The sequence below is a fragment of the Austwickia chelonae NBRC 105200 genome, assembly GCF_000298175.1.
In the GTDB taxonomy this organism is placed as follows: domain Bacteria; phylum Actinomycetota; class Actinomycetes; order Actinomycetales; family Dermatophilaceae; genus Austwickia; species Austwickia chelonae.
On record NZ_BAGZ01000008.1, the window covers coordinates 607,207 to 631,093 of the forward strand.

The 23,887-nt window shown below is 67.3% G+C and carries 20 protein-coding genes; 13 read left to right on the forward strand and 7 right to left on the reverse strand.

The window, feature by feature from the left end:
• The first annotated feature begins 186 nt into the window (after positions 1-186).
• The 4 genes from AUCHE_RS09410 to AUCHE_RS09425 all read left to right on the forward strand — a co-directional run bounded on the left by AUCHE_RS09410 (position 187) and on the right by AUCHE_RS09425 (position 5,685).
• Entirely contained in the window at positions 187-1,680 is a 1,494-nt protein-coding gene (locus tag AUCHE_RS09410) for an NAD(P)/FAD-dependent oxidoreductase (RefSeq protein ID WP_006503068.1), read from the forward strand.
• A gap of 91 nt (positions 1,681-1,771) precedes the next feature.
• Positions 1,772-3,049, forward strand: a complete 1,278-nt coding sequence (locus AUCHE_RS09415) for a M16 family metallopeptidase (RefSeq protein ID WP_006503069.1) — start codon at positions 1,772-1,774, stop codon at positions 3,047-3,049.
• Positions 3,046-4,398: a M16 family metallopeptidase gene (locus AUCHE_RS09420; protein ID WP_006503070.1), complete on the forward strand. Its 1,353-nt coding sequence runs from the start codon at positions 3,046-3,048 to the stop codon at positions 4,396-4,398. The genes AUCHE_RS09415 and AUCHE_RS09420 overlap by 4 nt, the downstream gene beginning before the upstream one ends.
• A gap of 66 nt (positions 4,399-4,464) precedes the next feature.
• Positions 4,465-5,685: a pyridoxal phosphate-dependent aminotransferase gene (locus tag AUCHE_RS09425; protein ID WP_006503071.1), complete on the forward strand. Its 1,221-nt coding sequence runs from the start codon at positions 4,465-4,467 to the stop codon at positions 5,683-5,685.
• 22 nt (positions 5,686-5,707) lie between these two features.
• Here the strand turns inward: AUCHE_RS09425 and hisN are convergent, their stop codons facing one another.
• The gene (gene hisN, locus AUCHE_RS09430) at positions 5,708-6,499 is read right to left on the reverse strand and encodes a histidinol-phosphatase (protein ID WP_006503072.1); all 792 of its coding nucleotides are present in this window, start codon (positions 6,497-6,499) and stop codon (positions 5,708-5,710) included.
• Positions 6,500-6,577: 78 nt separating this feature from the next.
• On the opposite strand from hisN, the gene AUCHE_RS09435 reads away from it, so the two are divergent.
• Positions 6,578-7,087, forward strand: a complete 510-nt coding sequence (locus AUCHE_RS09435; RefSeq protein ID WP_006503073.1) for a DUF2231 domain-containing protein — start codon at positions 6,578-6,580, stop codon at positions 7,085-7,087.
• Between the two features lie 21 nt (positions 7,088-7,108).
• On the opposite strand, the gene ppk2 is transcribed toward AUCHE_RS09435, so the two are convergent.
• The 4 genes from ppk2 to AUCHE_RS09455 all read right to left on the reverse strand — a co-directional run bounded on the left by ppk2 (position 7,109) and on the right by AUCHE_RS09455 (position 11,096).
• Positions 7,109-8,002 (reverse strand): polyphosphate kinase 2, encoded by an 894-nt coding sequence (gene ppk2, locus AUCHE_RS09440; protein WP_006503074.1) that lies wholly within the window; start codon positions 8,000-8,002, stop codon positions 7,109-7,111.
• Positions 8,003-8,078: 76 nt separating this feature from the next.
• Positions 8,079-9,113, reverse strand: coding sequence for a ribosome small subunit-dependent GTPase A (rsgA, locus tag AUCHE_RS09445; protein ID WP_006503075.1), 1,035 nt, complete (start codon positions 9,111-9,113; stop codon positions 8,079-8,081).
• On the reverse strand, positions 9,113-10,594 hold the full coding sequence (gene aroA, locus AUCHE_RS09450) for a 3-phosphoshikimate 1-carboxyvinyltransferase (protein WP_006503076.1): 1,482 nt from the start codon (positions 10,592-10,594) through the stop codon (positions 9,113-9,115). Before aroA ends, rsgA begins: the two co-directional genes overlap by 1 nt.
• Before the next feature lie 10 nt (positions 10,595-10,604).
• The gene (locus tag AUCHE_RS09455; protein WP_006503077.1) at positions 10,605-11,096 is read right to left on the reverse strand and encodes a DoxX family protein; all 492 of its coding nucleotides are present in this window, start codon (positions 11,094-11,096) and stop codon (positions 10,605-10,607) included.
• A 253-nt stretch (positions 11,097-11,349) separates the two neighbouring features.
• Between AUCHE_RS09455 and AUCHE_RS09460 the strand changes: the two genes are divergently transcribed.
• Together AUCHE_RS09460 and rsrA are read left to right on the forward strand one after the other, a co-directional pair.
• Positions 11,350-12,111 carry a sigma-70 family RNA polymerase sigma factor gene (locus AUCHE_RS09460; RefSeq protein WP_006503078.1) on the forward strand — a complete coding sequence of 254 codons (762 nt, stop codon included), beginning with the start codon at positions 11,350-11,352 and terminating at the stop codon, positions 12,109-12,111.
• Positions 12,108-12,416, forward strand: a complete 309-nt coding sequence (rsrA, locus tag AUCHE_RS09465; RefSeq protein WP_006503079.1) for a mycothiol system anti-sigma-R factor — start codon at positions 12,108-12,110, stop codon at positions 12,414-12,416. Before AUCHE_RS09460 ends, rsrA begins: the two co-directional genes overlap by 4 nt.
• A gap of 70 nt (positions 12,417-12,486) precedes the next feature.
• Here rsrA and AUCHE_RS17900 read toward each other — a convergent pair whose 3' ends face one another.
• Positions 12,487-12,561: a 50S ribosomal protein bL37 gene (locus AUCHE_RS17900; RefSeq protein ID WP_370626381.1), complete on the reverse strand. Its 75-nt coding sequence runs from the start codon at positions 12,559-12,561 to the stop codon at positions 12,487-12,489.
• A gap of 547 nt (positions 12,562-13,108) precedes the next feature.
• Between AUCHE_RS17900 and AUCHE_RS09470 the strand changes: the two genes are divergently transcribed.
• The 5 genes from AUCHE_RS09470 to AUCHE_RS09490 all read left to right on the forward strand — a co-directional run bounded on the left by AUCHE_RS09470 (position 13,109) and on the right by AUCHE_RS09490 (position 19,986).
• Positions 13,109-14,773, forward strand: a complete 1,665-nt coding sequence (locus AUCHE_RS09470; protein WP_006503080.1) for an HD-GYP domain-containing protein — start codon at positions 13,109-13,111, stop codon at positions 14,771-14,773.
• The gene (locus tag AUCHE_RS09475; protein WP_052024854.1) at positions 14,770-16,086 is read left to right on the forward strand and encodes an HD-GYP domain-containing protein; all 1,317 of its coding nucleotides are present in this window, start codon (positions 14,770-14,772) and stop codon (positions 16,084-16,086) included. Before AUCHE_RS09470 ends, AUCHE_RS09475 begins: the two co-directional genes overlap by 4 nt.
• 180 nt (positions 16,087-16,266) lie before the next feature.
• A complete protein-coding gene (locus AUCHE_RS09480) occupies positions 16,267-17,556 on the forward strand; it encodes a nucleotide sugar dehydrogenase (protein ID WP_006503082.1) in 1,290 nt (429 codons plus the stop codon).
• A 355-nt stretch (positions 17,557-17,911) separates the two neighbouring features.
• Positions 17,912-19,000: a DegT/DnrJ/EryC1/StrS family aminotransferase gene (locus tag AUCHE_RS09485; RefSeq protein WP_006503083.1), complete on the forward strand. Its 1,089-nt coding sequence runs from the start codon at positions 17,912-17,914 to the stop codon at positions 18,998-19,000.
• Positions 19,000-19,986: a Gfo/Idh/MocA family protein gene (locus AUCHE_RS09490; protein ID WP_006503084.1), complete on the forward strand. Its 987-nt coding sequence runs from the start codon at positions 19,000-19,002 to the stop codon at positions 19,984-19,986. Before AUCHE_RS09485 ends, AUCHE_RS09490 begins: the two co-directional genes overlap by 1 nt.
• A gap of 107 nt (positions 19,987-20,093) precedes the next feature.
• Here AUCHE_RS09490 and AUCHE_RS09495 read toward each other — a convergent pair whose 3' ends face one another.
• Positions 20,094-21,608, reverse strand: a complete 1,515-nt coding sequence (locus AUCHE_RS09495) for an FG-GAP repeat domain-containing protein (RefSeq protein WP_006503085.1) — start codon at positions 21,606-21,608, stop codon at positions 20,094-20,096.
• A 434-nt stretch (positions 21,609-22,042) separates the two neighbouring features.
• Here AUCHE_RS09495 and AUCHE_RS15685 point away from each other — a divergent pair, with 434 nt between their 5' ends.
• Positions 22,043-23,887 (forward strand): SpoIID/LytB domain-containing protein, encoded by a 1,845-nt coding sequence (locus tag AUCHE_RS15685; RefSeq protein ID WP_006503086.1) that lies wholly within the window; start codon positions 22,043-22,045, stop codon positions 23,885-23,887.

Here is a 23,887-nt window from a genome sequence, read left to right on the forward strand (position 1 = left end):
AATCGCACGCATAGACTGGACCTTGCCTCTTGTCGCGCTCACCGAGGTGGAGGACGACACCTCCACACGGAGACGAAGCCGACCGCAGAGCGCACAGGGCCGTGTGGAACGCTGCGGCTGCACTCTTCTCCTCCGAAACTGCTCTGGTGAGAGCGGCATACCCAGATTTTCCCGACGAGGAGAACCATGCGCGACGGACGTGACCGCACCACTGCCAAGCAGAGGGTTGTCGTCATCGGCTCAGGCTTTGCCGGGCTGTTCTCGACCAAAGCCCTGAAGACTGCGGACGTCGAGATCACGATGATCGCGGACACCGGCCAGCACCTCTTCCAGCCGCTCCTTTACCAGGTGGCCACCGGAATCCTCTCCGAAGGTCAGATCGCACCGCCCACCCGGGCGATCCTGCGCCGTCAGCCCAATGCGACCGTGCTGCACGGGTTGGTCACCGAGATCGACGTCGAGAACCGGGTCGTCTCCTCGCGCTTCCACGACAAGGAGACCCGCACCCCCTACGACATCCTGATCCTCGCCGCCGGCGCCGGACAGAGCTACTTCGGCAACGACCACTTCGCCACCTATGCGCCCGGCATGAAGACGCTCGACGACGCGCTCGAACTGCGCAGCAGGATCTTCGGCGCTTTCGAACAGGCCGAACTGGAGGAGGACCCGCAGACCCGCGAACGCCTGATGACCTTCGTCGTCGTGGGAGCCGGGCCCACCGGCGTCGAGATGGCCGGACAGATCCGAGAACTGGCCAGCACGACCCTCGCCGGGAACTTCCGCCGCATCAACCCCTCCGATGCCCGGGTCCTCCTGGTCGACGGCGCAGCCCAGGTGCTGCCCACCTTCGGTGACCGGCTCGGCCAGGTCACCCGGAAGGAACTGGAGAAACTGGGGGTCCAGGTGCAACTCGGTGTCATGGTCACCGATGTCGACGCCACCGGCGTCGTCGTCAAGCACCAGGACGGCCGGCTCGAGCGTATCGAGAGCACCTGCAAGGTGTGGGCGGCCGGCGTCCAGGGAAATCCGCTGGGTCGACATGTCGCCGACCAGACAGGGGCGCAGACCGACCGGTCCGGACGGGTCCTCGTCCAAGGCGACCTCACCCTGCCGGGCCATCCCGAGATCTTCGTCGTCGGCGACCTGATGTCCGTCCCCGGGGTGCCCGGTGTCGCCCAAGGAGCCATCCAGTCCGGACGTTTCGCGGCCGACCGCATCCGCGAATATCTCGCTGCGGCCGGAGCGGGACGGGACCCCCGTCCGGCGACCTTCTCCTATCACGACAAAGGCTCCATGGCCACGATCAGCAAGTACAAGGCCGTGGTCTCCGTCGGACGCTTCCGACTGTCGGGTTTCCCGGCCTGGGTGGCTTGGCTGGTACTGCACCTGCTGTACATCACCGGCTTCAAACAGCAACTCGCGACCCTGCTGCGCTGGTTCATCACCTTCATCGGCAGCGGCCGTGCCGAACGGGCCACCACCAACCAGCAGATGGTGGGACGACTCGCGATGGGCCGCCTGGGCTCCAGGACCAGTGGACGACTCATCCGCGGCGAGGAGATCCCCGCGCCGACGGCATCGACCACCGAGATAGGGATCACCGGGACGAAACCCCTGACGACCACGGACCCCGGAGAGACACCGGCTACGGCACCTCAGCAGAGGACCGACCGTCCCTGACCGTCGTAGGTCGGTGGGGCCGCGCGACCACGGCGGCCCCGCCGACCTGCCGGGTGACGAGTCACCCACCTCCTGACGTTAGGGTGAGGGAATGCCGCTCGCCTATGACATCGTCGACCGGACACTCCCGAACGGGCTCCGCGTCGTCGTCAACGAGGATCACAGCGTCCCCACCGTGGCGGTGAACATCTGGGTGAGAGTGGGGTCACGCCACGAACCACCGGGTAAAACCGGTTTCGCCCACCTCTTCGAACATCTCATGTTCCAGGGATCCCGTCAGATCGCCTGCGGTGAGCACTTCGCCACCCTCATGGCGCACGGCGCCCGCCTCAACGCCACCACCTGGTTCGACCGGACGAACTATTTCGACACCGTCCCCAGCGGGGCCTTCGAACTGGCCCTGTGGATGGAAGCCGACCGTCACGGATGGCTGCTCGACGCGGTGAACCAGGAGAACCTGGACAACCAGCGAGATGTCGTCAAAGAGGAGAAACGCCAGCGGTACGACAACGCCCCCTACGGCAATGCGCTGAACCATCTCTACGGCCTGATCTTCCCCGACGGCCACCCCTACCAGCATCCCACGATCGGTTCGATGGCCGATCTGGACGCGGCCACCCTGGAGGACGTCCACGCCTTCTACCGGCACTGGTACGTCCCGGGCAACACCGTCCTCACCGTCGCCGGTGACATCACCGCCGAAGAAGCCTTCCGAGCCGCAGAACGCTACTTCGGGGTGATCCCCGCCGGTGAACTCCCCGAACAGCCCGTCTCCGCGCCGCTCCGCCCGCTGCCCGCGCCGGTGCGGGGGGAATGGACCGAAGCCGTCCCCTCCGACCGGCTGTACATCGGATTCAGGCTCCCCCCCGATCACACCGCCGACTACCTCGCCGCCTCGTGTGCCGTGGACTGCCTGGGCGGATTGAGCATCTCCAGACTGGAACGTGCACTCGTCCGCGACGAGGAACTCGCCGATTTCGTCTCCGCGGGCAGCCTCGGGCTCTTCGACGGAGTCTCCCTGGGGTACCTGGTCGTCCAGGCCGCCGACGGCGTCGATCTCGACCGGCTCGAGACACGCCTGTGCGAACTCGTCGACGACTTCGCCGAACAGGGACCCACCTCAGTCGACATGGAGGCCGTCCTCGCGCAGAGCGAACGCAGCTGGCTGTCCGGTCTGGCCTCCTTGGAGGAACGGGCCGACACCATCGGCCAGTACACCTGCCTCCACGACGACCCCCACGCCGTGAACACCTACCTCGACCGGCTCTCGGCCGTGACCGCCGACCAGGTCCGCGAAGCCGCCAGGACCTGGCTACGCTCCGGACACCGCGCCGTCGTGGCCGTCCGACCCCAGGGAGAAGACGCATGACCGTCCAAGGACCACCCCGCCCGTCTGTCGCCCCCGCCCCCGCCTGGTCCTTCCCGGTCCCGCAGAGCACCGACCTCGACAACGGCGCCCGGCTCCTGGTCTACGACACCCCCGGGCAGCATGTCTGGTCGATCCGGGTCACCGTGCCCGCCCCCCTCACCAGCGAGCCGCGCCACCTGGAGGGCGTCGGCACCGTCATGGCCCGGGTGCTCGACGAAGGCACCCACATCCACGACGCCGAGCAGCTGGCCGAGCTCCTGGAGCGACACGGCATCGCCCTGGCCGCCGGCGTGGGCGAGCGCGGCCTGATCGTCGAGATGGATGTCACCCGGCGGCACGCCCGACCTGCGCTGGAACTGCTCGCCGAGGTGTTGACCTCGCCGAACTTCCCCGAACAGCAGGTTCGTCGGCACGTGCGCACCCGGCTCGCGGAGATCGAGCAGGAGATGAACCATCCGGGGCAGCGGGCCGCGATCGCCTTCGCGGGTTCGTTCTACGCCGAGGGAGACCGCCTCTCCCGTCCGACCGGTGGCACCGCGCAGAGCGTCGCCCGGATCACCCGGGAGGACGTCGTCGCCTATCACGCCGCGACCGTCCGCCCCGCCGGAGCGGTGGTCGTCGTCGCCGGTGACATGACAGATTTCGCGATCGAGGACGAGGTCCGATCGGCCTTGGCCGGATGGACGGGCGATGCGGCTGTGCCGTCGCCGGCGTTCCCGGCTCCTCGGCCGGAGCACAGCCGGATCGTCCTGGTGGACCGGCCCGGGAGCGTGCAGAGCGAACTGTACGTCGGCTGTTGCGGGCCGACCCGCACGGTATCCGGTGGCTGGGCCCCCTACCCGGTGTTGAGCTATGTGCTCGGGGGAAGCCCTCACGCCAGGATCGATGCGCTCCTGCGGGAGGAGAAGGGGTACACCTACGGGATGAGATGCGCCTTCCGCCCGCGTCGGGGATCGGGGCTCTTCGTCGCCAGCGGCTCGGTGCGCACCGAGGTGACCGCCGACGCCCTGGGCCTGCTCACCGGCGTCCTCGACGACGCCCGAGAAGGTTTCCGCTCCGACGAGGTGCAGGCGGGGGTCGACTATCTGTGCCGGACGGCACCGGGTCGTTATGCCACCGCCGATGCCGTCGCGGACGAGGCTGCGTCCCGGGCGATGGAGGGTCTGACCACCGAGCACACCACCGAGGTGTTGCAGGACATGCGGACGTTGACCCCGGAGCGGCTGACCGAGGCCTATCGTGCGCACGTCGACGGGATCTGGACGGCGGTGGTCGTCGGGGACGCCTCCGTCCTGACCGGTCCTCTGAGGGAACTGGGCCTGGGTGAGGTGACTGTTCTGGCCGGGTGAGTCGACCCGGTTCCCGGGTGGAGCTCGGGTGAGTCGACCGAGCCCGGGGATGAAAGACTGCCCGGTATGACGCGTCGGATCCGCCAGAGCAAGAAGCTGCAGCATGTCCGTTATGACGTGAGGGGCCCGATCCTCACCGAGGCGCAGCGACTCGAGGCCGAAGGCCACACCATCCTGAAGTTGAACATCGGCAACCCGGCTCCTTTCGGCTTCGAGGCGCCGGACGCCGTCCTGGCCGACATGATCCATCACCTGCCCCAGGCTCAGGGGTACAGCGACGGCCGTGGCATCTACTCGGCCCGTACCGCGGTGGCCCAGTACTACCAGGACAAGGGGCTCACCACGGTCGGCGTCGACGACGTCTTCATCGGGAACGGTGTGTCCGAATTGATCACGATGGTCCTGCAGGCCTTCGTCGACAATGGCAACGAGATCCTCGTCCCGGCACCGGACTATCCGCTGTGGACGGCGGCGGTGAGTCTGTCCGGAGGGACCCCGGTGCACTACCGGTGCGACGAGGCCAACGGGTGGAATCCGGACCTGGCCGACATCGAGGCGAAGATCACCGAGAACACCCACGCCCTGGTCATCATCAATCCGAACAACCCGACCGGGGCGGTGTACAGCGAGGAGACCGTCAAAGGGCTGGTCGACATCGCCCGGCGGCACGACCTGGTCGTACTGAGCGACGAGATCTACGAGAAGATCATCTTCGACGACGCCGTGCATCATCACACCGCCGCGTACGCCGGTGAGGACGTGCTCTGTCTGACCTTCAGCGGGCTCTCGAAGGCCTACCGGGTATGCGGTTACCGCTCGGGTTGGGTCGTCGTGACCGGGCCGAAGGAACTCGCCGAGGACTACCTGGAGGGACTGAACCTCCTGGCCAATATGCGCATGTGCGCGAATGTCCCCGCGCAACACGCCATCCAGACCGCGTTGGGGGGCTACCAGTCGATCAACGAACTGATCATCCCCGGCGGGCGGTTCTACGAACAGGCGAAATTGGCCTCGCGGATGCTGAACGAGATCCCCGGCGTCTCCTGCGTGGAACCGCGCGGCGCGCTGTACTGCTTCCCCCGGCTGGACCCGCAGGTCTACCGGATCGACGACGACGAAGCCTTCGTGATCGAGATGCTGCGGGCCAAGAAGATCCTGGTGACCCACGGCACCGGGTTCAACTGGTTCACCCCCGATCACTTCCGTCTGGTGACCCTGCCCGATGTGAAGATGCTCACCGAAGCCATCGAACGCATCGGCGAATTCCTGGAGACGAAACGGTCCTGACCCGGCCGGTTGTCCGTCCCGGTCAGCTGGCCGGGACGGACAACCGGGCGAGGACCTCGTCGTGCAGGGGCCCGTTGCTGGCGACCGCGCCGGGCCCCCACGGGCCGGGAATGCCTTCGAGGGAGGTGAACAGGCCACCGGCCTCGGTCACGATGGGCGCGAGTGCCGCCATGTCGTACAGCTCGAGCTCGGGCTCGCAGGCGATATCGCAAGCTCCTTCGGCGACGAGCATGTACGACCAGAAGTCGCCGTAGGCCCGGGTCCGCCAGCAGTCCTCGGCCAGACCGAGGAAACCTTCCTGGCGTCCGCTCGTCCGCCACCCGGTGAGGCTGGAGTACGACAACGAGGCGTCCTCGACCCGTTGGACCCCGCTCACCGCGAGAGGCGTGGAACTGAACAGGCTCCGACCGGTGCGGGCGCCGGTACCTTTCGCGGCCCACCACCTGCGGTTGAGCGCAGGTGCCGCGACGAGTCCGACGACGGGATCGTCGCCGTCGACGAGGGCGATCAGGGTCGCCCAGACCGGCACCCCGCGGACGAAGTTCTTGGTGCCGTCGATGGGGTCGATGATCCAACGGCGAGGTGAATTCCCGGTCTCGCCGAATTCTTCGCCGAGGACGCTGTCCCGGGGACGAGTGCGTCCGAGCTGGTTTCGGATGAGCTCTTCTGCTGCCCGGTCGGCGTCGCTGACCGGGGTGAGATCCGGTTTGGTGTCGACGTGGAGGTCGGCGGCCTTGAAGCGTTCCATGGTGACCCGTTCGGCGGCGTCGGCCAGAACATGGGCGAGGCGCAGGTCGTCGTCGTACGTCGGCATGTCCACCAACGTATCCCGTTCGGCGTGTTGCGCCGTGATTCGGGTGGTCGTGTGCGGATTTTGAGCAGGATGAGTGTCATGTTCGATTCGATCGCAGGATTACCCGCACATCCGTTGCTGGTACACGGGGTCGTCGTGCTGCTCCCGGTCGCTGCCGTGGCCACGGCTCTCCTGCTGTGGCGCCCGGCGCGTTGGCATTCCTGGTCCTTCCCGGTGGTCCTCCTCGACCTGCTGGTCGTGGGACTGGCCGTGGCGGCCAAGGAGAGCGGGGAGAAACTCGAGCACCGGGTGCCTCGCAGCGACCTGGTCCACGAACACGCCGAGACCGGAGAGCTCCTCCCCTTCGTCGCCCTGGTCGTCCTGGTCTGTGCACTGGTCCCCGCCGCGGCGGTGCTCTGGACCCGGCGGACGGCCCGGCTCCGGCCGGCCGACCTGGACGAGGCTCGCGCCGCCGCGCCGCTGCTACCGGCGGCGGCCCGCCTGGTCACTGCCGTCTTCGCCACGCTGATCGCGGTGGGGGCGATCTGGATGACCGTCGAGGTCGGGCACAGCGGTGCCTTCGCGGTATGGCACAAACTGTCCGGATGAACCGCCCCCAGACCGCGGCAGTCAGCTCTCCTCGGGATCCTGGTAGACAGAGCTGGAGCTGCGCTCGGCGTCATCGCCTCGGGTGATCGTCGCCGCGTGGTCCGGAACCTCCCACTGCAGGCTGCGATCGGTGCGCTGGTAACCGGTCGAGGCCGGCCGGTCCGGGAGGACCAACTCGGCGCGTTCCACCTGTTCGTAGGGCACCGAGGAGAGCAGATCGGCGATCATGTTGATCCGTGCCCGACGTTTGTCCTCCGACTCGACGACCCGCCACCGGGCCTCGGGGATATCGGTGTGGACGAACATCTCGTCCTTGGCGCGGCTGTACGCCTCCCAGCGGGTCAACGACTCCAGATCGGTGGGGGAGAGTTTCCACCGGCGCATCGGGTCGGTCAGCCTGCTGCGGAAACGTCGTTCCTGCTCGGCGTCCGACACGCTGAACCAGTACTTACGTAGGATGATGCCGTCCTCGATGAGCATCCGCTCGAAGATCGGGCACTGCCGTAGGAAGCGTTGATGTTCGTCGGCGGTGCAATAACCCATCACCCGTTCCACTCCGCCCCGGTTGTACCAGGACCGGTCGAACAGGCGGATCTCGCCGGCCGCGGGCAGATGCTCCACGTAGCGTTGGAAGTACCACTGGGTGCATTGCCTTTCCGTCGGCGCCGGCAAGGCCACCACCTGGGCCACCCGCGGGTTCAGGAACTCGGTCACCCGTTTGATCGCGCCGCCTTTTCCTGCGGCGTCCCGGCCCTCGAAGATCACCACGAGCCGTTGTCCGGAAGAACGCACCCATTCCTGCATGTCGACGAGCTGTTCCTGCAGACGCAGCAGCTCCGCTTCGTAGACCCGTTTGTCGAGTTTGGGCGGCCGTGACGGGCTGTCAGCGGCAGATTTCTTCCGGCTCTTCGTCATCGGCTCAGGGTAGACCGACGGCTCCGCTCAGGAGGGGCAAAGAGCGGAGCCGTCCGGGAAAGGTCGACGTGGGCTGTCAGTCGTCCCGGTCGGTCGCGCCGGAACGCGCCCGCAGCAGACGGCGCAGGGAATCCAGCCGGGCGGCGCCGCCCGTTCCGGCACCGCCGGTGGCGACGAAGACGTCCAGGCCGCACTCCTCCTCGTCGTGTGAACAACCACGAGGACACTCCTGGGTGCCCGGGGCCAGGTCGTCGAAGAAACCGACGATCTCGTCGAGCGGCACATGAGCCAGACCGAACGAACGCACCCCGGGGGTGTCGATCACCCAGCCGCCGTCGGGAAGGGCCAGCGCCACCGCCGATGTGGACGTGTGTCGTCCCCGGCCGGTGACATCGTTGACCTGGCCGGTGGTCCGACGCGCCCCCGGCACGAGGGCGTTCACCAGTGTCGACTTGCCGACGCCGGAATGCCCGACCATCACCGTCACCCGGCCCCTCAGATGGGTGAGTACGCCGTCGACGCCCTTCACCGATTCCGTTGAGTCACCGCCGTCGAGGCAGGTCACCACCGCCCTCACCCCCAATTCGGAGTACCGGGCCAGGAAATCCGCAGGATCGGCCAGATCCGACTTGGTGAGGACCAGCAGAGGATCCAGTCCCGCGGCATAGGCCGCTACCAGACAGCGGTCGATCATCCGCGGTCGAGGCTCCGGCTCGGCCAGCGCGGTCACGATCGCCAGCTGGTCCGCATTGGCCACGATCACCCGTTCGACCGGGTCGGTGTCGTCCGCGGTGCGCCTGAGGACGCTGCGTCGTTCCTGGACCCGCACGATCCGGGCCAGGGCGTCCGGTGAGCCGGAGATGTCACCGACCAGTCCGACCTCGTCACCGACGACGACACTCTTGCGACCCAGTTCACGGGCCTTCATCGCGATGACCGAGCGGTCCTCGACCAAAGCGGTGTACCGGCCGCGGTCGATGGCGACGACCCGCCCCACGACGGCGTCCTCGTGACGGGGACGGTCCTTGGTCCGGGGGCGCGATCCGCGACGGTTCGGGCGGGAGCGGATCCGGTCCTCGTAGTGTTCGTAGCGATCGGCGCCGCGCGCCATCAAAGCTCCTGTCCGCTGCCGGGAACGGCAAGAGAAGGGCGACGGACGTCGGGGTCCTGCCCGGCACGATCACCGGCGTCCTGATATCTGCGACCGACCATCTCGGTCCACCGCTGCGGGAAGTCCGGCAAGGTCTTCGCCACGGTTGCGACATCGTCGAGGGTCACCCCGGGCACCGCCAGTCCCAACACGGCACCGGCCATGACCATACGGTGGTCGGCATAGGTACGCAGCCGGGCTCCGTGCAGTGGCCGGGGAGTGATGCGCAGGCCGTCGTGGAGGACGTCGACCTGGCCGCCCAGAGCGCCGATCTCCGCGGCGAGTGCCGCCAACCGGTCGGTCTCGTGCCCCCGGAGATGAGCGATGCCGCGCAGGGTCGAGGGTGTCTGGGCGAGCGCGGCGACCGCCGCCACCACCGGGGTCAGCTCACCGACGTCGTGCAGGTCCAGGTCGACCCCGAGCGGGCGTTCCGGTCCGGTGACGACCAACGAATCCCGGCCGAGATCGACCTGCCCGCCCATGGCGGTGAAGATCTCGCGGACGGCGTCACCCGCCTGCGTGGTGTGTCGTGGCCACCCGGGCACTTCGATCCGGCCCCCGGTGACCATCGCCGCGGCGAGGAAGGCGGCAGCATTGGACAGGTCCGGTTCGACCTGGACATCCAGGGCGTGGATCTCCGTGGGTTCGACGCGCCACCGGTGCGGGGTCGAGTCGTCGACGTCCACCCCGGCATCCCGCAGGACCTCGACGGTCATCGAGATGTGCGGCGCCGAGGGCAGCGACGGACCCTCGTGGACGACGGTGAGGCCGTCGTCGAAGCAGGCTCCGGCGAGGAGCAGCCCGGAGACGAACTGGGAACTGCTGGAGGCGTCCAATACGACCTGCCCGCCGCCGACCCGTCCGGTGCCGCCGATGGTGAACGGGAGCCGGTCGCCCTCGACGGGCACCCCGAGGTCGAGCAACGCCCGAAGCCCCGGCCCCATGGGTCGTCCGTGCGCCTGGGCATCGCCGTCGAAGCGCACCGGGCCGTCGGCGAGTGCGGCCACGGGGGGCAGGAAACGCATGATGGTGCCGGCGAGTCCGCAGTCGATGTGGGCGTTGCCGCGGAGAGGTCCCGGGGTGATCAACCAGTCTGCGCTCTCACCGTCGTCGCAGCTCAGGTCGTCGATCCGGGCGCCGAGTGATCGCAGGGCCTCGGCCATGAGCAGGGTGTCCCGGCTGCGGAGGGGGCGGCGTAGCCGGGATTCCGTACCGGCCAGCGCAGCCAGCACGAGGTACCGGTTGGTCAGGGATTTGCTGCCGGGCAGGTTCACCTGGGCGTCGACCGGGGTGGGGGAGTGCGGGGCCGGCCATTCGGCGGGGATGTCCGCAGAGCGCCGCTCGCTTTCTGCGTCGGCGGGGTTGAAGGCGCCTGTGACGCCGACCTGGCGGGCCAGGATGTCGGCGTCACAGGACGAGGGTCTGGAAGAAGGGTCTGTCACGACGGGTTCCTCAATGGGTGACTTTGAGTTTGGCTTCGGCGGCGGCCAGCCGGGCTTCTCGTTTCGCGGACCGCGCGGCGTATCGGGCACGCCAGGCCAGGCCGGGTTTGCCCGAGGTGTCGACGGCGGCCAGGAGGACACCGCCGAGCAGGCCGAGGTTCTTCTGGAAATGTAGGAGCTGTTGTTTGCGCTGGGTCGGGTCCTCTTCTTTCCAGAAGGCGTGGGCTGCGTAGGTCGTCGGGACGAGCGAGGCGGCGAGCAGGCCGCCGGCTGCCCGGGGCATACGGCCGGTGGCGAGGGCGAGCCCGGCGAGGGCCATGGTCGCTCCGTTGACCCGTACCATCAGCGCGGGGTCGTTGGGCAGGCCGGTGAGACCGGACAGGGTCTCGACCACTGGACGGGCGAGTTCGCTACGTCCTCCGGGGTTCCGCAGAGCGTCGATACCGCCTGTGACGAAGATCGCGGCCAATGCAGGCCGTGCGACGCGGCGTACCAGTGTCATGGCTCCTCCTGACGATGTCGGATGGTGCGGACGGCGTCACCGCGACGATGCGGGTGCCGGTCTGCCACCTACCGTATCGGCCGGAGGGCGAGCTGCAACCGTGTCCGGGGCCTCGGACAGAGGAGGTCGGTGGAGGTCTGGTGCCCTCTGCGGGGGGTGTCGGGAGTTCCGCGTCGGCTGTGCCGCGGGAATGTCGGCCGCCCGGTCGGTGTTCTCCTTCCCAGTCCGACGGCCGATCTGGTGAGGAGCACCGGTGTTTCTTTCGCATGCGGGTCTTCCCGATTCCCCCGCTTTGCTGTCCGGGTCGGGGAGTGGCCCGGCGAATACCCCGTTACGCTGGACAACGATGAATGACACGACACATGTCGCCGGTGGTCCGGCGTCGACGGTGACGGGTCCCGGCAGCTCCGGCACGGCACCTGATGCCGTGGACGTGGCGAACGAGACCGCCGCCGAGCGCGCGCAACGGTTCGAGCAGGAGGCCATGCCTTATCTCGACCAGTTGTACTCGGCCGCTTTGCGGACCACCCGAAATCCGACCGATGCCGAAGACCTCGTCCAGGAGACCTACGCGAAGGCTTTCGCGGCCTTCCACCAGTACAAGCCGGGCACCAATGTGAAGGCCTGGTTGTACCGCATCCTCACGAACACCTACATCAACACCTATCGGAAGAAGCAGCGCCAGCCGCTGGAGTCCGATGCGGCCGAGGTGCAGGACTACCAGTTGGCCCGCGCCGAGTCGCACACCTCGAGAGGGCTGCGGAGTGCGGAGATGGAGGCCTTGGACCATCTGCCGGACACCGATGTGAAGCGGGCTCTGGCCACGATCGGTGAGGACTTCCGGCTTGCGGTCTATCTGGCCGATGTGGAGGGGTTCTCCTACAAGGAGATCGCGGACATCATGGAGACCCCGATCGGGACGGTGATGTCGCGCCTGCACCGGGGACGACGCCAGCTGCGGGAACTGCTCACGGACTACGCCCGTGAGCGGGGTTTCTTGGGGAGCGAGGCATGAGCGTGTTCGCGCAGGGCCCGGAGCCCTCCCGGGAGCGGGGGGAGACGCACCGTGGGCATGTCGACTGTTCGGAGGTGCTGTTGCGGGTGTTCGAGTACATCGACAAGGAGATGACCCCGGAGGACTGCGAACGGGTTCAGGCGCACTTGGACGATTGCGGCGAGTGCATGAGCGCTTACCAGCGGGATGTCTTGTTGAAGGCGTTGATCCGCCGGTCCTGCCGGGGGGAGGAGGCGCCGTCGACCTTGCGGCGGTCGATCATGACGAGGATCACGAGCGTCCGCGTGGAGCGAGGGGATCGCTGAGGCGTTGCCAGGAACAAGGAGGGGCTCCACCCGGATCCGGGTGGAGCCCCTCCTTGTGTGCAAGAACGGTTCAGGCGTTGGGCTTGCGGCCGTGGTTCGCCTTGTTCTTCTTGCGGTCGCGACGTTTGCGGGCGCGCTTGCTCATGGTGCTCGTCTCCTCGTCGTGGTGGTGCTCGTCGTCCTCCGGGTCCGGCTCAGGACGGCCGGGCGGGGGACATACGTCGACCTAGTGTCGCATATGGCCTGGACGCGGCAGTCGGCTCGGGGCGGGGCGTGCCCGGAACGGGCCTTCGTAACGCGAATCATCTGGGAGGTATTTCTTGGACAAACGTTCTGGACAATTGTCGAGAGAATAAATCTCTTCGGTAGTCATGATTGGATCTTTAGTCTGATTTATGGGCGAATTCGAATATGTGGTCGACTCGGGCACGGAAGAGTGTCAATATTGAGATGTGGCAAGAAGGAGGCGTCGGCTCCTGGAAGTTCTTTCACATGAAGAACTTTGTGTTGCGGTCGCACAGTCCCTGAGCCATACGGAAGCATGAACAATCCCCTTCACTCGACCCCGTCAGCCCCGGGGGCAAGGAGATAGATCCATGACACACACATCGCACAGCGGTCGCCGCACCTGGTGGTGGACCCCCGTCGCTCGTTGATGTAACCGACCGATATACGCCCCAGGGAGGTCGTTCGTGTCAGAACCCGCCCCCACTGGGAGGTCCCCGCGTCCGTCGCGGGGACCTTTTGCGTATGTTCTCCTGCTGGCGCTGGTCTGGTGGGCTCTGGCCCTGTACGTCGGGACCCGGGGCGCGGTCCGCCTCGAAGAGCTTCCAGGCCTGCTCGTCCTGGCACTGATGGCGTTGATCAGCGCGCTCACCCGGGACACGCCCACGGGAGCAGCTGCCAATTCCTTCACGACCGCGATCCTGTTGGCCTGTCTGGTGCTCTACGGTCCTATCGCGGCCGGGGTGCTCGGGGTGGTCACCGCTTTCGCCGACCGGACCTACGGGTTTTCTATCGTCTCGGCCTTCAACGGCCTGATGATGGGTCTGATGTCCTTGGCCGGCGGGATCACCTATCTGACGGTCGGGGGCGTCCACGATCTGGGGCCGGGGATGGCCCCGGACCTGCTCGGCTGGCAGGTCGCTCTGCCGTTGTTCATGGCCGACCTGGTGATGTGCCTGTTGAACGTGCTCGTCCTGGGGGGGATGGTCGTCATCACCGGGGGTTCCTGGCGGTCGATGCTGCTGGGCAGCGTCCGCGGACTCGTCCCGCTCTACCTGGGATACGGGGTCATCGCTTTCGTCTTCGTGCTGCTCTGGGGCGCGGCCGGGGTCGGACCGTTGAGCGCGGTGTTGATGGCGGCCCCGCTGGCGATCGTCCGCTTCGTGTACGTCCAGTACGGCGACGAGGTGCGGGCGCACGCCCGGGTGCTGACCTTGCTCACCGCATCGGCGGACAGTCATGACGGGCGGCTCGCCGTGCACGCGCGCCGGGTGGACCGGGTCTGTCAGCTGATCGCCGCCCATCTGGCCCTGGGGGAGAACGAACGCCAGGTGTTGACCTATGCCGCCAAATTGCACGACCTGGGGATGAAGGGGGTGCTCTGCGCGACCGACACCAGGCGGGGCGGGTCCGGTCCGTACACCAACGTACGTGCGCTGATCCCGCATCCGGTGACCGCGTCCGAGATCGTCCGGGAGGTCGACTTCCTGGCGGATGCGGCGCCGATCATCCGTGCCCACCACGAACGGATGGACGGACGCGGCTACCCGGACGGCCTTCGAGGTGAAGAGATTCCTTTGCTGGCAAGGATCTTGGCGGTGGCTGATGCTTTCGACGCCCTGACCACCACGAAAGGCGTCCGGGAGGCGATCGGCGCTGCCGACGCCATCGCCGAGCTGAGACTGTCCGCGGGGGCCCATCTGGACCCGGAGATCGTCGAGATCCTCGCGCAGGTCATGCGTGGCCGTAGCTGGTCGCTCTACGTCGATCCGGCCGACGAGGGCGCCTGGTTGTGGGACCAGCACACCTTGCCGGCCATGTCCGATGTCATCGCCGACGAGCTGGTCGACCGTGCGCCCGGCCCGGTCGACGTCAACGAGGTCTCGCTGTCGAGTACGACCGACGGTTCTCCCCCGGCACCCTGGAGGAGTGGCACCGCACTCGGGGCGTCTCGGCCGTCCCCCGAGACACCGGATCCCGAGGTGGCGGGAGCGGACCGGGTCGATCTGCCCGGTGCGATGAGCCGCCGCCGGGGGATTGGCCGGTCGGCGAATGCGCAGAAGCCGGGGGCCCTGAGCCGGACCGACGGCCCGTTCAGCGTCGTGCCCGGGTACGGGAAGGGGCACCGGTGAGCGCCCGGCGGACCCGGTTGATCGTGGCCTTCTTCGTGGCCGCGGTGGTGGGACTGTGCGTCCTGATGCCGGGAAATGTCTTCCGGGGGGTCGAGTCGGGAGGCGCGCCGGTTCTGTTGACCTTCCTGGTGGTCATCATGATCGCCGAGCAGTTCCGTCTGGAGATCCCGGGCCGTCTGCCGACCTCGGCGATGTCGGCGGCCGCCGGGATGGCCTTGGCGGTGACCACGAGGCTGCCCGACGAACTCTTCCTGTGTTCGAGTGCCGAGGTGCTGATCACGGTAGCTACCGGGCAGCTGTTCGGCCTGCTCGTCAGGGTGTGGCGTGGGCGTGCGTCCTTGGGGGACAGCGCGGTGGCCTTCGACGGCGCGACGCGTCTGTTCTCCGTCGCCTTGGCGGCGACTCTCGCCCGGGAGATGCCGCTCTTCGGTGGGCGCACCCTGGAGATCGCCAGTTATACCTGGCCTGGTTGGTTGCTTGCCGCGGTTCTGGTGGCGATCGGTGCGCTCACCGGCGTCTTCGAGGCTCCGCTGCGTTCGGCCGGTCGTTCGATCGACGGTGCGGGCGTGAGCTGGCGCAGGTTCGTCTCGGCGGAGATGCGTTCGGCGGTGCCCATGGGGGCTGCGCTGACGGCGACCGGGGCGCTGGTCGCCCTGACCGTGTCGGTCTGTGGACTCGTCGGGATACCGCTGGTGCTGGCGGTGCTCGCCCTGACCGATTTCGGGGTCAGCCGGTATGTGCAGGTCCAGGAAACCTATGCCCAGTCGATTCGGGCGTTGTCCCGGATGCCGGAGGAGCTGGGTTTCGTGGCGGCTGGGCACGGCATCCGGGTCAGTGAGTTGTCGCGGGCCATCGGGCGCCGGATGCGTCTGCCCGAGCACGATGTCGACCTGCTGGGTGAAGCCGCTTTGGTGCATGATGTCGGACAGCTGGGTTTGCGGCGTCCGTTGCCGCGTGGCGCCACCGTGCAGGCGGCGACGAACGACCAGCAACGTATCGCCGACGGCGGTGCGGAGGTGCTGCGGGTGGGCGGTCCGCCGATGCCCTTGGCGGAGCTCGTCCGGCATCAGGCGGTGCCTTACCACCGGGTCATGTCGGGTCAGCACGATGCTCCTCTGGAGGCGCGGATCATCAAGGTCGCGAATGCTTTCGACGATTACGGGGGGCGGCTCGACCCGTCTCGTTCCGAGGAGTGCCGGGTGGGACTGGAACGGATCTACCTGGGGTTGGGGTACGAGTACGATCCCCGGGTGGTGGACGCCCTGACCGGGGTGCTCCGGGAGTTCCATCCGGCGACCGACGTGCAGATCTGAGCCGTTCGGCGATTCGTCCTCCCGATGGGGACGGGGCCGGTGCTGCGGCGGGAGCTGCGTCCGGGGAGGGGCCGGGGAACCTCTAAGATCGCCGAGGAAGCTGGCGCCGGTAGGTGCTGCTTGCCGCGGAGACGGGGTGCGATCGCCGCGCCCCTCGATCGGAAGAACGAGGAAAGTACTGTGAAGATCACCGTCGTCGGCTTGGGCAAGATCGGTCTTCCCCTGGCCGCACAGTTTGCCTCGAAGGGGCATGACGTGATCGGCGCCGATGTCAACGCCGACTTGGTCCGGACGGTCAACGAGGGACGGGAACCCTTCCCGGGCGAAGCCCACCTCGGCGAGTACCTGGCCGAGCTGGTGCCCTCGGGTCGTCTACGCGCATCCACCGACACGGCTGATGCGGTCGCGCAGAGCGATGCGGTCGTCGTGGTGGTCCCGCTCTTCGTCGACGCCGACGGCGTCCCCGACTTCCGGGCGATGGAATCGGCGACGCAGGACATCGGTCGTGGGTTGAAGCCGGGAACCTTGGTCGCCTACGAGACGACACTGCCGGTCGGCACGACACGGGACCGTTGGAAGCCGCTGCTCGAGGCACGGTCCGGGTTGACCGAAGGCGTGGACTTCCATCTGGTCTTCTCCCCGGAACGGGTTCTCACCGGCCGGGTGTTCGCGGACCTGCGCAAGTACCCCAAGCTCGTCGGTGGGCTCTCCGAGGAGGGCGAGGCCAGGGCGACGGCCTTCTACGAAGAGGTGCTCGACTTCGACGAGCGTCCCGACCTGGAGCGGGGCAACGGCGTCTGGGGTCTGGGCACGGCCGAGGCCGCGGAGATGGCCAAGCTCGCCGAGACGACCTATCGCGATGTCAACATCGGTTTGGCGAACCAGTTCGGACGTTTCGCGGCCAGCCGTGGTATTGACATCTACCAGGTGATCGAGGCCTCTAATTCCCAGCCGTACAGCCACATCCACCGTCCTGGTATCGCGGTGGGCGGGCACTGCATCCCGATCTACCCGCGGCTCTACCTGCACACCGACCCTTCGGCGACGGTGGTGCGTGCTGCCCGTGAGGCCAATGTGCAGATGCCGGACTACACCGTCGGGTTGGCCGCTGCGGCCTATGGCGACCTGTCCGGTGCACGGGTCCTGGTCCTGGGAGCGTCCTACCGGGGCGGGGTCAAGGAGACGGCCTTCTCCGGGGTTTTCCCGACCGTCGAGGCCTTGCGCTCCCGTGGCGCCCAGGTGTTGGTGCACGACCCGATGTTCTCCGCCGAGGAGCTCACCGCATTGGGATTCACCCCGTGGGTGGAGGGCGAGCAGGTCGACGTGGCCGTCCTGCAGGCCGACCACGCTCTCTACCGCGGGTTCGGTGCCGAAGACCTTCCCGGGGTGCGGGTGGTGGTCGACGGGCGACGTGCGTTGGATCCGTCCCGTTTCGCGGGGGTCACCTTCCTCGTCGTCGGCAAGGGCTGACCGTCCCTCTCTTCCTGGCGGAGAAAGCCCGGTAGGCGAATTCCTCGAAGGGGTGGGAACATCCGTTTGTTCTGCGGATGTTCCCACCCCTTTGACACGTCCGGGTGCAGGTAGCGGGAGGGCTCAGACCGGGCTGGCGCAGGAAAGTCCGGTCGTCGGGCCTCCGGGTGCGATGGCCATGGGCGGTTCCGCTATGCCGGTCCTGTTTCGATAGAGTCGGTACGGAACGCCGCGCGCAGATGCGCGACACCGTCCGGAACGCCGGTCTCGGCGGCTCCGGGCTTGAGCCTTCGGTGGCGGTTCAGCCCCTCTGCCGAGCTCGACGCGTCGATCGCCGAAAGGGGCACCTGCCGACATGAATGACTTCATCCCACCCGCGAAGCCGCTGATAGGTGAGGAAGAGATCGAAGCCGTGACCCGCGTCATGCGTAGCGGCATGCTGGCGCAGGGTCCGGAGGTCAAAGCTTTCGAGGAGGAGTTCTCGGCGCACTTCAGCCTCGGCCGGCCGTGTGTGGCCGTGAACTCCGGCACCTCCGGTCTCCACCTGGGCCTGCTCGCCGCGGGTGTGGGTCCGGGCACCGAGGTCATCGTGCCTTCGTTCACCTTCGCCGCCACCGCGAACTCGGTCGCGTTGACCGGCGCGACCCCGGTGTTCGTCGACATCGAGCGGGACACCTTCTGCCTGGACCCGCAAGCCGTCGCCGCCGCCGTCACCGACAAGACCGTCGGGGTCCTCCCCGTCCACCTGTACGGGCACCCGGCCAATATGCCGGAGCTGGCGAAGGTCTGCGCTGACAAGGGCATCAAGCTCTTCGAAGACGCCGCCCAGGCCCACGGAGCGAGTCTGAACGGCACCCCGGTGGGTGCTTTCGGCACGTTCGCGATGTTCTCCCTCTACCCGACGAAGAACATGACCTCCGGTGAGGGCGGCATGGTCTCCTGCGCGGACGACGAGGTGGCACGCCTGGTCAAGCTGTACCGCAACCAGGGCATGGAGATGCAGTACCACAACGAGGTCGTCGGCCTGAACAACCGGATGACCGACATCCACGCCGCCATCGGTCGCGTGCAGCTGACCAAGGTCGACGCCTGGACGGCCAAGCGCCAGGAGAATGCCGCTTTCCTGTCGGCCAACCTCGAGGGTGTCACTCCGCCGCCGGTCGCCGAGGGCGCCGTGCACGTGTACCACCAGTACACCGTGCGGGTCCCGCAGGACCGTGACGGGTTGTCCAAGGCCCTGCGTGAGGAGTTCAACATCGGATCGGGGATGTTCTACCCGGTGCCCAACCACCGGTTGAAGCCCTTCCAGGTCGAGGTCGATCTGCCTGAGACCGAGCTGGCCGCGCGGGAATGTCTGTCGTTGCCGGTGCACCCGAGCCTGTCCCAGGGTGACCTCGAGCGCATCGTCTCCGCCGTCAACACTCTCGCGAAGGCAGGTGCGTGATGGCGAACCTGCGCGCAGGTCTGATCGGTCTGGGCATGATGGGCCGCCACCACGGCCGGGTGCTCGCCGGACTTGAGGGTGTCGACCTGGTGGCGGTCGCGGATGCCAACGGCGACCCGCACGGTGTGGCCAAGGGCCGTCCCGTGTTCTCCACCGTCGAGGAACTCATCGAACAGGGCATCGACTACTGCATGGTGGCCGTGCCTACCGCGCTGCACGAGGAGATCGGCACGAAGCTGGCCGCTGCCGGTGTGCATGCCATGGTCGAGAAGCCCCTCGCTCAGGACACCCCCTCCGCGGAGCGGCTGAGCGCGGCCTTCGAGAAGGCCGGGCTGGTGGGTGCGGTCGGTCACATCGAGCGGTTCAACCCGGCTCTGCAGCAGGCACGCAAGCGGCTGGCCGACGGTGAGCTCGGTCAGGTGTACCAGGTGGTCACCCGCAGGCAGAGTCCCTTCCCGGCCCGGATCGCGGATGTGGGTGTGGTCATGGACCTGGCCACGCACGACATCGATCTGACCGCCTGGGTCACCCAGCAGCCCTTCTCCCAGGTGGCTGCGCACACTGCGTACAAGAGCGGACGCAAGTACGAGGACCTGGTCGCGGTGACCGGACGGCTGGCGGACGGCACCGTGACCAGCCACCTGGTCAACTGGCTGACGCCGTTCAAGGAGCGTGTCACGGTCATCACCGGTGAGCGTGGCGCCTTCGTGGTCGACACCCTCACCGCAGACCTGACCTTCCACGCGAACGGGTCGGTCGAGACGCCGTGGGAGGGGGTCGCCCAGTTCCGGGGCGTCACCGAGGGCGACAGCATCCGTTACGGCTTCGCGAAGAAGGAGCCCTTGTTGCTGGAGCACGAAGCCTTCCGCGATGCGGTCCTGGGCAAGGAGTCGGACATCGTGACCATGGCACAGGGTCTGGCCACGGTGAAGGTCGCTCAGGCCGTACTCCAGTCGGCGAGCACCGCCAAGACCGTGGAGCTGTGAGGACGTAGCGATCCGGTCGGCCTCCGTCGTACGGTGGCACGCCGGTTGTACAGGATGGGCCCGTCCCTTGATCGGGGGCGGGCCCATCCTGCGTGTCCGGCCTGTGGTCAACCGATCAGGCGGAAGGCGCCGAAACCGCTCCCGGTCAGCGTGGTCGTTCCCCACCGTCCGCCGCCGAGCACCGGGTAACCGAGGATATTGCCGGCATAGTCCAGGCCCAGGATGTCTGGCCGGCCGTCCCGGTTCAGATCGCCGGGGCTGGTGACCTGCCGGAAGCCCCAACCGTTGCCGATCTTCTGCCCGCCGCCCCACAAGGCGCCGGTGGCCAGGGTCGTGTAGACCCGCATGTCACCGTTGGTGAGGATCCCGGTGAGGTCGAACCGGCCGTCGCCGTCGAAGTCCCCCATGGAGAAGAGCGAGGTGAAATTGTTGAATCCGACACCGACGACGGTGCCTCCGGTGAGGGCGCCCCCGATGGAGGCCAACCAGTAGCGGCGCATGTTGCCGGCGACGTCCCGGGCGAGGAAGTCGGGGAGGCCGTCGCCGTTGATATCTCCCATCGGAGTGATGCTGTTGATCCCGCCCCAGCCGTTGCCGACCCGTTGGCTGCCGTTGAAGCCCCCTTGCCCGTTGCCGTAATAGACGATCAGGTCACCGTTGGTGAACCGGGCGAGGATGTCGGCGTGTCCGTCCCCGTTGAGGTCGCCGGCCGAGCCGAGATAGTTGGACAATTCCCATCCGCTTCCCGCAGTCAGGGGGGATCCCAGGTGGAGATCACCGGTTCCCGGCCAGATCTGGAGGACCCCTGAGCTATTGACGGTGAGCAGGTCGGCGACGCCGTCACCGGTGTAGTCGCCGCGGACCGCCGACGCGTTACTGCAGGAGTAGACCTCGATGTCGTCGATGTCGATGGTCGAGTCCGTCGCGGTGACCTTGGGGTAGTTCCCGAACCGGATATCCATGTTTCCGGCGTCGCTGGGGGCGATCGCATCGGTCACGTCCAGGGTGATGGTGCCCCATTCGGTGGCGGGAGCAGCCCAGCCGGAGGCGCCGTTCACGGCGACCATGGCGGTTTCCCGGAGGTAGTCGCCCTTGACCCCGAACCGGACGACGGTGCGGCCGCCGGCAGTTTTCAGGATGGGCAGAGTCATCTGCCAGTAGGGCCGAGCCGTGGGCTGCGTGCTGGGATCGGCCGCCTTGATCACCGAGCGCGCGGAGAAGGATCCGGTACGGGCGGCGCCGGACACGACGGACCAGCCGTCGGAGTCCGAGGGGGAGGGCAGAGCGTTGTTCTCGAAGCCGTGGCTGAAGATGGTGGACTGCCGTTTGCTGCCGGTCGGGCACTCCTGCCCGGTGGGTACCTGCTGGAACCCTTGGCCGGCAGCGGCCTCACGTCCAGGCGTGCTCTGTGTGGCCAGACGGCGTCCTTCGTGGAGGGTCCGCGCTCTCTCCGGGACGAATCGGGGTGTCTCCTCGTCTCGAACGGTGACCTGTGGTGTGCTCGGGGTGGACGACGGAGCTGCTTGGGCTGCGCCGACCGAGCTGCCGATCAGGCAGGCGCTCAGCGCCATGGTGAGGGCGCTGACAGTATGTCGACGAGGCGGACGGGAGCCGGAGCTCATGACTTTTCTCCTTCGACGGCATGGGTTTCGACAAAGGTCATGAAGAAATGTTTTTCATCATGACCGAACTTTCATGAAGAAGTGGTCGATGTGGGAAGGAAATGGATTTTCCTCGTTGATGTCGACAGGGATGTGGGTACGTCCTACTCTGACGGGAAAGTCTCTCCCCGTGAAGGGGGAACCTGCGAGTCAACTTGAATCTATGTGTAATTCCAGGGTGTAGAGGTGGCTCTGGAGAGCGGCTGACATATGGGCGACATCCAGGAGGGAAACAGATGACCAGAACTTGGCGGCGATCATTTTCCACACTTCTGGCAGGCAGTCTCTGCCTCGTTTTTGCGCCACCCTTGTCGGCCCACGCCGAAGAGAGCATCAGCAGACCGTCGTCGGGCCAACTGGGGCTGAAAGGGCACGGCTTCGGCCATGGCCGAGGGATGAGCCAGTACGGGGCCTACGGGGCTGCGCAGGTCGCCGGCCTCGATCACCGGGCGATCCTGTCCTTCTACTATCCCGGAACCGTCCTGCAGAAACTCGCCCAGGACACCATCCGAGTCGCGATCAACGACAACGACGGTGATACCGTCGTGGAGCCCACCGAAGGACTGACCGTCTCCGGCACATCGGGCAGCGTGACGCTACCGGTCGGGCCGGACCACACCCGTTGGCGGGCCAAAGGAACAACTGCACTCTCCTTGGAGTATCGCGACGCCGCCGGCACATGGAAACCGTTCACCACCAGTGGGATCAATTTCGGCGCAGATGTCGCTTTCACCTCCGGATCCGGACTGATCCGGGTCTTGTTGCCGACCGGGACCTGGCAGGAAATGCGCGGAGCGGTCCATGCCACCACTGTCAACGGCGCATCCCGCACCGTTCTGCACACTCCCATGGAGACCTATCTGCGCGGCGTGGTACCCAACGAGATGCCGGCCTCCTGGCACCGGCAGGCGCTCGCGGCACAGGCCGTGGCCGCCCGAACCTACGCTGCTGCCTACCGGGAGAGGCAGCGGGCCGCTGGATCCTGGTACGACATCTGCGACACCACGACATGCCAGGTCTTCTCCGGGGCAGCCCACTATGTCAACGGCGTCCGTACCCCGAAGGAGGATGCCCGCAGCGACGCCGCCATCGCCGAGACCGCAGGAAGTGTGCTCCGCAGCGGCAGCTCCCCGACATCCCCGCTGGTCCATGCCGAGTTCTCCAGCTCGAACGGCGGTTGGACGGTCGCTGGCCCGGTGCCCTATCAGGTCGCCAAGGCCGACCCCTACGACGGGTTGACCGCCAATTCACCCCACGACTGGAAGGGCACCTTCGATGCGAGCCGCCTCGACGGGGTGGACGGCATCGGGCAGTTCCGTCGCATGGTGATCACCAAACGGGACGGCCACGGAGACTGGGGAGGACGGGTCCTGTCCGTCCGTGTGGAGGGCGACCGCGGAAGCGCAGAGGTCTCCGGGGAACGGATCCGTACCAAGCTCGGTCTGCGTTCTTCCTGGTTCGTCGCCGATGTCTCGGCTCCCTCCGACAGCTCCCGGGACTGGACGAGCGACGGCAAGGCGGACATCGTGGCCCGGGACTCGAGCGGGAATCTGACATTGCACGTCGGCGACGGACGTGGTGGCTTCGCCGACGGCCGCCGGATCGGCACCGGCTGGGGTGACATGGCCGAGGTCTTCGCGATCGGTAATTCCGGGTCCGACGGTCGGCAGAACCTGATCGCCCGCCACCAGGACGGTCGCCTGTTCTTCTACATCGGTGACGGCAACGGCGGTTGGACGGGGCAACGTCAGATCGGCCACGGGTGGGCCGGCTTCCGGCACTTGGTCTCCCCGGGCGACTGGAATGGCGACGGGGTGCCCGATCTCGTGGCCGTCCACGCCCAGACCGGGGCCCTGGTCCTCTCCACGGGAGCGGGCGCCGGGCTGAGCAATCCTGTTCCGATCGGTTCGGGTTGGCAGCTCATGGAGGGACTGATCGCTCCCGGCGACTTCGACGGCGACGGCAAGGTCGACCTGATCGGCCGGACCACGGCCGGAGGGCTCTTCCTCTACTCCGGGGACGGCCAGGGTGGTTTCCGCGCACAACGTCAGATCGGTTGGGGCTGGGGGGACATGTCCGCGGTGTGGTCCATCGGTGACGCCGACGGCGACGGCAGGCCAGATGTCCTCGCGCTGGACCGTTCCGGGGCATTGCGCTTGTATCCCGGCGACGGTAAAGGCGGTTTCGCTGCGACGAAGACGATCGGATCAGGATGGACCGGCAGGATCCCGGTCGGCTGA

Excerpts from the sequence above, each read along its gene's own strand:
- AUCHE_RS09410 (WP_006503068.1), top strand. The coding sequence starts at position 187 with ATGCGCGACGGACGTGACCGCACCACTGCCAAGCAGAGGGTTGTCGTC.
- AUCHE_RS09415 (WP_006503069.1), top strand. The coding sequence starts at position 1,772 with ATGCCGCTCGCCTATGACATCGTCGACCGGACACTCCCGAACGGGCTC.
- AUCHE_RS09420 (WP_006503070.1), top strand. The coding sequence starts at position 3,046 with ATGACCGTCCAAGGACCACCCCGCCCGTCTGTCGCCCCCGCCCCCGCC.
- AUCHE_RS09425 (WP_006503071.1), top strand. The coding sequence starts at position 4,465 with ATGACGCGTCGGATCCGCCAGAGCAAGAAGCTGCAGCATGTCCGTTAT.
- hisN (WP_006503072.1), bottom strand. The coding sequence starts at position 6,499 with ATGCCGACGTACGACGACGACCTGCGCCTCGCCCATGTTCTGGCCGAC.
- AUCHE_RS09435 (WP_006503073.1), top strand. The coding sequence starts at position 6,578 with ATGTTCGATTCGATCGCAGGATTACCCGCACATCCGTTGCTGGTACAC.
- ppk2 (WP_006503074.1), bottom strand. The coding sequence starts at position 8,002 with ATGACGAAGAGCCGGAAGAAATCTGCCGCTGACAGCCCGTCACGGCCG.
- rsgA (WP_006503075.1), bottom strand. The coding sequence starts at position 9,113 with ATGGCGCGCGGCGCCGATCGCTACGAACACTACGAGGACCGGATCCGC.
- AUCHE_RS09455 (WP_006503077.1), bottom strand. The coding sequence starts at position 11,096 with ATGACACTGGTACGCCGCGTCGCACGGCCTGCATTGGCCGCGATCTTC.
- rsrA (WP_006503079.1), top strand. The coding sequence starts at position 12,108 with ATGAGCGTGTTCGCGCAGGGCCCGGAGCCCTCCCGGGAGCGGGGGGAG.
- AUCHE_RS09485 (WP_006503083.1), top strand. The coding sequence starts at position 17,912 with ATGAATGACTTCATCCCACCCGCGAAGCCGCTGATAGGTGAGGAAGAG.
- AUCHE_RS09490 (WP_006503084.1), top strand. The coding sequence starts at position 19,000 with ATGGCGAACCTGCGCGCAGGTCTGATCGGTCTGGGCATGATGGGCCGC.
- AUCHE_RS09495 (WP_006503085.1), bottom strand. The coding sequence starts at position 21,608 with ATGAGCTCCGGCTCCCGTCCGCCTCGTCGACATACTGTCAGCGCCCTC.
- AUCHE_RS15685 (WP_006503086.1), top strand. The coding sequence starts at position 22,043 with ATGAGCCAGTACGGGGCCTACGGGGCTGCGCAGGTCGCCGGCCTCGAT.